The 6,797-nt window shown below is 55.5% G+C and carries 4 protein-coding genes; 2 read left to right on the top strand and 2 right to left on the bottom strand.

The window, feature by feature from the left end; genetic code table 11:
- Window positions 1-8 precede the first annotated feature (8 nt).
- Window positions 9-1,505 (top strand): cytochrome c, encoded by a 1,497-nt coding sequence (locus tag M3436_07445; protein MDQ3563967.1) that lies wholly within the window; start codon window positions 9-11, stop codon window positions 1,503-1,505.
- 30 nt (window positions 1,506-1,535) lie between these two features.
- Here M3436_07445 and M3436_07440 read toward each other — a convergent pair whose 3' ends face one another.
- Window positions 1,536-3,206 carry a lipoxygenase gene (locus M3436_07440; protein MDQ3563966.1) on the bottom strand — a complete coding sequence of 557 codons (1,671 nt, stop codon included), beginning with the start codon at window positions 3,204-3,206 and terminating at the stop codon, window positions 1,536-1,538.
- Between the two features lie 31 nt (window positions 3,207-3,237).
- Window positions 3,238-4,857, bottom strand: coding sequence for a di-heme-cytochrome C peroxidase (locus M3436_07435; GenBank protein MDQ3563965.1), 1,620 nt, complete (start codon window positions 4,855-4,857; stop codon window positions 3,238-3,240).
- Between the two features lie 1,010 nt (window positions 4,858-5,867).
- On the opposite strand from M3436_07435, the gene cysZ reads away from it, so the two are divergent.
- Window positions 5,868-6,617 (top strand): sulfate transporter CysZ, encoded by a 750-nt coding sequence (cysZ, locus tag M3436_07430; GenBank protein ID MDQ3563964.1) that lies wholly within the window; start codon window positions 5,868-5,870, stop codon window positions 6,615-6,617.
- The last annotated feature ends 180 nt before the right edge of the window (window positions 6,618-6,797 follow it).

Raw genomic sequence — 6,797 nt, 5'->3', positions numbered from 1 at the left:
AGCGAAGAATGCGTGAAGGAAGGTGGGGGAGGTGGGGCAGGTGGGTGATCGGTCTACTCTTGTTTTCTCTCCTAGCGATCGGCATCGTTTCCTATACGCTTTGGTACAAGTTGTTTCGCAACGTCGATCAGCCTCCGTTTGCCAATACGGAAGAACTCTTTAAGTACGGGTCCATCGGGAACGAAAATAATAGCGGCTTACCTTACTGGATCTGGCTGGTTCTACCCAAGATGTTTCCCCAATACCTGCCGGGCGTTGGGGCTTATTCGTCCTTCGGTTTTTCATGGGAGCCGGGTCAACCACTTCCGGTGGGGCTCTCTAATAAAACGATCGGTTTTCCCAGAGTTACATTCAATTGTGCTCTTTGTCATACGGCGCGCTACCGGCTGCATGAGGTAGAGCCGCCGGTGCTGGTGGCGGGAGGTCCCGCGCATACCGTCAATATATTAGCCTATCAAAGCTTCCTCACCCACACTGCGAAGGACGCGAAATTCAATGCGAGCGCCATCTTGCATGAAATCGGTTTGATTTATGATTTATCCTGGCTCGATCGTTTGTTGTACCGTTTTGCGATTATTCCGACGGCCCGAAAAGCCATGCTCCGGTTCGGCGAATCACAGAGCTGGATGGACGCACCTGTCGAGGGTGGTATGGAGCGACCGGAGTGGGGGCGCGGGAGGATCGATCCGTTCAACCCGGTCAAGTTCGGTATTCTGGAAATGAACACGGATACAACAATCGGAAATTCGGTGATGGTGCCTCTATGGAATATGCGGGCCCGTCAGGGTAAGGCCTTGCATTGGGACGGCTTGAACACGAGTTTGCGTGACGTGGTGGTCAGCTCGGCCGTCGGGGACGGTATGGATTACAAGGGTTATGAAAACGGTGCGCGTGAAACCTTGGACGAAATACAAGAATGGTTACTGGATCTACCCGCACCCCAATCGCCCTTTGTTAGCGGAAAGGCCGGTCCGGGATATGAGCTTGACCAGGAACAAGTCAAGGCCGGTGAAATAATCTTCCGCGCCAATTGTGCGATCTGCCATGCTAAGGATGGCCAACGCAACGGAACCGTGATCTCGGTCGAGGAGGTGGGTACCGATCGGAATCGTGTGGATATGTGGACCGCCGAGGCGGCTCAGCGTTATAACGCGTACCAAGCTGATTATGATTGGGGTTTCGACGGGTTTCGCGATCGCAACGGTTATGTGGCGATATATCTGGACGGCGTTTGGTTGCGGGGGCCGTACCTGCATAACGGTTCGGTACCAACGCTGCGGGATTTACTGAGGAAACCGGAAGACCGGCCCAAGATCTTCTACCGTGGCTACGATGTCTACGATCCGATGAACGGCGGATTCATCAGTCAGGGAAAGCAGGCCGAAGCGGTCGGATCAAGACACGACGTCAGCTTACCCGGTAACGGCAATCAAGGCCATTTATTCGGCACCGATCTGACGGAATCCGACAAGTCCGCGTTATTGAGTTACTTGAAGACTTTGTGAGCTCGGCTCTTATGAGTTCCTTACACAGGATTAGACCGTGACGCCATTCGGTATCCTTCGAGGATTCATGAGATCATAGCTGACTGGGCGGGTACGGTTGGCCTTGTCGATTTGCGCTGCGATCCCCTCGAGCTCATCCCGGTAACGTTGGATCACGGCACGTGCTTCGGGGTCAAACCGCCTCGGCTTATATTGGCCGATACGATTCACCCGGAAATTCGTTAGGAAAAAAGTCCATGTTTGTGAGTTAGCGGCACGGAAAGCCGGCTGGATCGCCATCAACTCGGCTGCATCCGGCTGCGATGCCTTGCCGGAGGGTGGTGGCACGTAGCCTGAGTAAGGCATATTGGGTACAAACCCCGGGTACCGATACTGGTGGAAATGGATTGAGGAATGGTGGGCGGTACAGATAAACAGGATATGACCCAGCGTCTCCGATAGTTCCCCGACGGACTCCATGCGTCCGGGGAAACCCCGAATTCTACCGCGATCGTGGGCGCTGATATCATGCGCCCAAGCCTGGAGTTCATTATCCTCGATAACATCCCGATCGGAATGATAATAGAGCGCAACATACTCTTTGGCAAAATCCTGTATCGCATTCCATAATAAGATCCCGTCGTCACGGTAGGGATAGAATAGCCCGGGGTTGTCCACTTGGCGGTCTGCAATATCGTTCGGAAAGGCGGAGGCTTTGAAGTCAAAACTGGTCATGGCATCGGCCATACATTGCAGGGTTGCCTCATAATCACCGGCGAACAATTCGCCGAATCGGCCGGGCCGCCCTTTTCGATTCTTAAGAAAGGTGTGCTGATGGTTCACGTTGAGCGTATATTGCAGATGCGGGTCCAGCAAAACATGGAGGGGATGCCGCCGATAGAGCTGCCGACGCGAAGCCATGATGATGGCTTCCATGACATAATGGATCCGCGTCGCGTGGGTATAGAGTATGTGGTGGTTGCCGTCGGCTATTTGCGCAAACGTCTTGGCCATCAACCAGAGATTGCCGTCTTTGGGCGTGTATATCGGGTTGTCCGTGCCTGGTTTTTGATGCAGCTGAATCGCGATGGGGCGCAAGATGCCGTCCGGCCGCATAAATAAAACCACGATAGGTGCTGCGGTGTGTTGTTTCCGACCTCCGTCAATGGTTCCCGGGTTTTTCCGCAGGATCTCCAAGACCGCGTAGTCCAGGACATACAGGCGCTTTTGCGCGATCGCCGTCGCGTAGTCAAAGTCCTCAACCTGTTCGGCGAAAACGCGTTGGATCTCATGCTCGGACAGGTTTCCCGGAAGCCGTTGTTGCTCGGTTACCGCACGCAACGCTACCGGATTGACCCCCATGACGCGTTGTAAACCGAATATCTTGTCGTCCTGGAAATTGTTTACTAAGTCCGGATCGGGTTGTGGGGCCAACGGGTAGAACACATAGTCTCGATATCGATCGAGACCTCGGCCTACCAGGTAACGCAACACGGTGACGGTGATATTGGGTAGGTTGGGTATCAGCCATAGCAGATTCATGCTGAGCCGGAACCAGTAGAGCGGCCCGGGTCTTTCCCGACAGGGCAGCGTCTTCACGGTGGCGATCGTGTTTGCGTACTCATAAGCATACTGATACTTAGCTTGCATACGCCGCAGCTCACTTCTGCGTTTTTCCGATTTCGCGGATACGGTTTCTTTTTGCGGTAAGCCCATCGTCATGCCTCCCTCCCTATTGCAAAGCTACGTTTTCTCAAAGCGTCTTTAAATATTCGATGAGCTGCCAACGTTGCTCTTCGGTTAATAGCGGGCCGATGACCCCCGTCCGTTTTTGATCTGTAAACTCGTGCCCTTTATTTGAGTTCCCCGTTTTGTCCGTACGGAGTTCGAATCCGCCGGGAAACGAATCGGTTTGGAAACCGACATGCACCGGATCGAACGCCTTATTGCCCGTGTAGAATGTTCGGTCTCTTTGCTCAATGGGAGCGAGCAGCTGATAGAGATTGGGTACTGAGCCGTTATGCAGGAAAGGCGCAGTGGCCCAGATCCCGTTCAAGGGCCGGGCCTTATACGCGAGTGGCGCACGCACGATACTGTTCCGGAAACCGTTCATACGATCCCGGTCCGGCTGCGACACGTTATGTTGGTCATACCAAAGCTCGGTAATATTCTCGATCAGGACTTCAAGAGCCCTGCCGGCCATGACGACGCCCTTACCGTCCTTGCTATAGGCGGCGCCGAGATTGGCGGTGTTATTTTTCTTAACGATACGTTGCGCGAAATTGATCGCCTCGGTCGGATCGGTACCGATATCCTGTACATTGACCAGCGTCACCTTTAGAAATCGCTTGCCGAAGGAATTTGGTTGCGACCAATACTGCGGAGCATGAATGTCCGAGGAGCTGCGCGGCGGTAGGTGACAACCCTCGCAGAATGCGTGATAGAACTCGGCGCCCTTGGCGGCCTTTTGCGCATCGATCTTGCCGAGTATCTGTTCCGGCCAAGGCGGTGACGTCAGGCCTTGATAGGGCACACTCGGGTCTTCGAACGACTCGGGTCCACCGAGCAGTTGTTCAAGCTCGTATAGATTATCTATTCTTACCGTGCTTTGGAACAGCACTTTGGGTGGAGCGGGATCGGTCAGATTGACCGGAGAATAGACTCCCAGGGCCTCCCCGACGTTGCGGGCCATGGGCTGGTTAATGGAACCGTTGTATTGGATCCAATCGAACCAAGATGCATCCCAGAGAAACGGGAAATTGGCAGGGGCATTGGCAACCGCCAAGTTTTTCTTGCCTAGGTTTACGAAGACTACATTACCGATACGCTCTAACGCGGCCAAACGCCCGAAGCCGGCGCTGGTGTTCGGATCGTCATAATCGGTCAAGATACCCGCCGCCGCCAAACTGCTGGGCGTGAACATGAAGGACTTCATCTGCTGGCTCAGGGCTGCTTTGGCCTCGGAGCTATAATTCTCGCCGAGTACCGCCCGGGCAAAGCGGCGAAAACGCAGCGGATCGTAATAAGTCATCGCTACGGCGAAGCCCAGTTTACCTGAAAATTTATCGAGATCCGCGTTGGCCGGCCCGCCTTCGATTCTAATACCATAACGGGTGCCGTCCTTTTCATACTCCACCTGCCCTGTGTGACAAGCGGCACAGGTGATACCGACGACCGGCGATCCCAGGCCGGTGTTGGGATCCACGAAATCCGGGTCGACCGCAAAGCCGACCGGCAACGCATCGGGATTGTGCTTGCGATTGGGGTCGGGCAGAAATCCGAACCGCGCGATGTAATCGTCCTCTCGAAACAAAGGCGCGCCGAAAAGAGATATACGGGGTTGCTCCAGGGCCATAAACCAGCGATAAGGCATGAGCTGGGTGCCCTGGGCAGTGTGATAAAACCGCTGTCTCTGGTCTTCGGTCCAGTTTTGTTTCGGCCAATAGGCCTCGTCTACCGGCCGGTAATCAGGAAGTTTATCGCAGGCCGACAATCCGACGGTCAAGCAGGCAATTACGAGATTACGCTTCTTCATCGAACCCCCCCGTTCGGTAAAGGATAGGAAATCTAACCGTATTCACGGATCCGCTCGTCGAGCGCCGGCATCGAGGTCCGCTGGGAAGCTCTAAGGCATGCGTCTTAGCGCCACTGTCCGGTTCCCCTAGTCACGTTTCCAGTGCCCCCGCAGCACGCGGATTTCCGCACTTCGCGCTCCCCGGACGTATAGGTTTTTTAACGCCCTTTTTTCTCAAGAGTGAAGGTACTGCTTAACCTGCGGGGTGTCAATCACGCGTGTCCTGGGTCCAGGATTTGGGGGCGTTCCGGGATATTCATCGGCCCGAAGCGCAGGTTTCGGAGCATTTTTGCGACTCATCTTGTGTTAGAAATAACCCCTCCCTTCAGACTCATCTTGCATTGGAATAGGCTGACGCTATGAAGGTATGCCATTGCAGGTTATAATACCAAACCGGCAATAAAGCAGCGTCTGTCGAGGCTATAACCAATTTGCGAATCCACATTACGGCCATTAAGGCGAGCCTGGTTAAACCTATGAGACGCGGCAACAGATAACGGCACTCAACGCTTCTAATCTGGCCCGCCTATGATCAAGCATTTAAGAATTGCATGTGTCGCCCCGCTGTTGTCCGTAATGTCCGGCTGTGGGGTCATCGGGGACGTTTTTGAGACGGGTATGTGGACCGGCATTATCATTACGGTCGCCCTAATTGGGCTCATCGTCTTCGTGATTGCGAAGAGTCGAAGTAAATAGTTCTTTATCTCACACCCGCCCGGCGTCCGTCACGGAACGGAGAGTGTCCTATCTTAATCTGAGGACCTTGTTCGATCGTGAGGCGGTTATCGCAGGCAACAAGCTCGCCGGTCATGCTTCGGGACCTCAAGGCAGGTGCTGGCTACGTTGTGATCGGATTCAAGCTTATCGTGGTCCCCGGCCTCAGGCGTTATGTCCTCGTCCCGCTCTCGATCAACGGCCTCTTGTTCGCGGTGGGGATCGCTTACGGCGCCCACCTGTTCAGTACACTCATCGACGCCTGGCTCCCGGATTGGCTGCGTTGGCTGGACTGGCTGCTGTGGCCGCTCTTTGGTCTGCTAGTCTTGGGAGCGGTTTTCTTCGGCTTCAGCCTCGTTGCTAACCTCATCGCCGCCCCCTTCAACGGGCGTTTAGCTCAGGCCGTCGAGACGCATCTCCGGGGCGAGCCCATGACCGCACCCGCCGCCTGGAGCACAATCCTACGGGAACTCGTCGCCGACCTAGGCGCGCAGCTACGCCGCTTGGTCTATTTCGGGTTTTGGTCGCTTCCTTTCCTCGTCCTCGCATGGATACCGGGCCTGGGCTTGCCCGCCGCCCTCGCCTGGTTCTTTCTTGGGGCGTGGTTCATGGCGCTGCAATACACCGATTACCCCATGGCTAACCACGGGCTCGACTTCCCCGCACAGCGGCGGCTCCTGGGACACCGCCGGTGGCTCGCCCTGGGCTTTGGCATCGTGGTCATGGTTTTGACCCTCATCCCGGTGGTTAATTTCTTGGCAATGCCCATTGCCGTCGCGGGCGCCACAGCGATGTGGGTCGAGGCGATTGGCGACCCTCCTCGCCGGAAGGCGATACAGTTTTAGTCCCGTCTACCTCCCGGCGCTCTTTGGTCCGGTGTTAACGGTCTGGATCAGGCCATTCGAAGTCGATCGAAAGCCAGGGCCAGGGGCGAGTACCCCGAGCGCCAGCGAAGCTGGCCGGGGCCGAAGGCGGCTCTGCTGGGCGCGCCGGGCTTGCAAGACCACGCAGGCCCGCCCGACCTC

The sequence above is a fragment of the Pseudomonadota bacterium genome (assembly GCA_030859565.1).
GTDB lineage: Bacteria > Pseudomonadota > Gammaproteobacteria > JACCXJ01 > JACCXJ01 > USCg-Taylor.
Note: the sequence above shows the minus strand (reverse complement) of the source record. Positions and strands in the feature narration are given on the sequence as shown.